Genomic DNA, 1,769 nt, shown 5'->3' with positions numbered 1-1,769 from the left:
CTTGGTTTAAAAGGATTGAGCCCAGTACAATACCGAGCTCAATATTTAAGTTAACTAACCTGTCCAACTTTTTGGGGGCAGATCACTTTTCCCATCAATCCAATAAAGCCTTGTTATCACCCCAAACCCGATTTAACTCATTCTGAATCAACTTCACTGTTGAATTTTTCACTCCAAAATCACGGGCTAAAACAGGAAATTGACTCAAAGCATCTAATATTTGTTGAATAATTTTTTGTGTCTCTCTCCAACTTAATCCGGTACGCTGAGCTAATTTTTGCATTGCTTTTACACTTGGCTTTTTACCGAACCCACCGAAAGCAGTACTATGCTCGCCAAATGGATGTGGGCTAAAGGTGACATCATAAAAAGGTGAGACTTGCCATTCCCCCTGATCATTTTGTAAAAATGCCCAGTTTTTACCGTGATCGTCTTGATTACTAGAAAATAAGTTAAAAATAGCTCGACGAAATTGAATTTCAGCCACATTTTGAGACTGACATAATGATTTACTGGCTTTAATTAAATCTTCGTAATCCAAACTCGGTAAACGAAAATCGGCATTTAATAACCCACTCAGACTATGCTGATGATATCGACCAACGCCATTTTCATTATTTACCCAATCAAAGCGTTTTAATGCCAACCACTGTGCTGCCCCGCTTGTTGCCGGAGCATCAAGTAAACGCCACTGACAAGGATTGAGCTGCGCTTGTTCCGCCATCATTAAATAAATAGCTTCGCATAATCCTTCCTCATGACCGAGCGGTAAGTTTTTTGATGTAAACTTAATAATCCAAGCTTCATCATTGAAACTTGGTCGCGATCTTGCTATTAGTTCACCTGATTTTGGCATAAATATCTGTGCTTTTGGGTGCGCACCACCAGAACTCCCTGCGGTTAATAAAGCCTCTAAAATATCTTCCGTTTGCCCATCAAACACAGCTTGTGCGGCTAAGCCAAGTTGAGCATAATCAAGTTGATCCCGCTCTATTACTTTGCTCGGCTCAAATATCAACGCACCAATACCTCGATCGCCTACAAAAGCTAAGCGATCCATTGCTGTCACATGTTGTGGCAAAATACCTTTTTGACGAAAAAAACGATCCTGCAATAACAACCCCCACCCATCAGGCAAACTATCTGCAAACACGCCATGTAAACCAAAGTGCGGTTGTTTTGGAGCAAGTTGTAATGATGTATCTAATTTCATGGCAAAAGGAGAAAGATTGCCAAATTTCTCAACATAATCCGCATGATAAGAAAAATAAACCTGCTCACTATTTTGCGCCAATGTTCCCACTGACACTTTTTGCCCATTGCTTAATATTCGGCTGACTTGAAGTTGTCTAGTCGGTTCAAAATTCACCCTTTATCACCTCTTCAATTGTTTTTGGTAATGTTTTTTCCATTTGAACCAGTGAATATAAACGTTGCAAATCATCTAAACTTTGCCATAACAACAAAAACTGTCGCAGTGAAATTTGCCCAGTTAGCTCAAATTTTTTGATCGTGGCTGCCGGTACACCACTTTTTTCAAAAAGCGCAACACGCGAAAGTTTCTTTTGTTTCCGAATATAATGAAGATAAATCGCTAATGCCTGTTGAACATCAACTTCATCGATAAGAAAAATAGACATAATTATATCCAAAAAAATCTAATTTTACAGAATTCTGGATATTATAGTCTCTTTTAATTTATAAAACATAAAAAAGTGCGGTGAATTTTGATCTGCACCCCAAAAGTTGGACTCAACAAACCAACAATT

General features: G+C 38.5%; 2 protein-coding genes. Both read right to left on the bottom strand.

Features of this window, described 5'->3' with window-relative positions:
• Nucleotides 1-94: 94 nt before the first annotated feature.
• A complete protein-coding gene (locus tag ABW51_RS09485; protein ID WP_053466545.1) occupies nucleotides 95-1,369 on the bottom strand; it encodes a type II toxin-antitoxin system HipA family toxin in 1,275 nt (424 codons plus the stop codon).
• Nucleotides 1,359-1,640, bottom strand: coding sequence for a hypothetical protein (locus tag ABW51_RS09480; protein ID WP_053466544.1), 282 nt, complete (start codon nucleotides 1,638-1,640; stop codon nucleotides 1,359-1,361). Before ABW51_RS09480 ends, ABW51_RS09485 begins: the two co-directional genes overlap by 11 nt.
• Nucleotides 1,641-1,769: the final 129 nt, after the last annotated feature.

The organism is Haemophilus sp. C1 (assembly GCF_001276515.1).
Taxonomy (GTDB): domain Bacteria; phylum Pseudomonadota; class Gammaproteobacteria; order Enterobacterales; family Pasteurellaceae; genus Haemophilus.
Note: the sequence above shows the minus strand (reverse complement) of the source record. Positions and strands in the feature narration are given on the sequence as shown.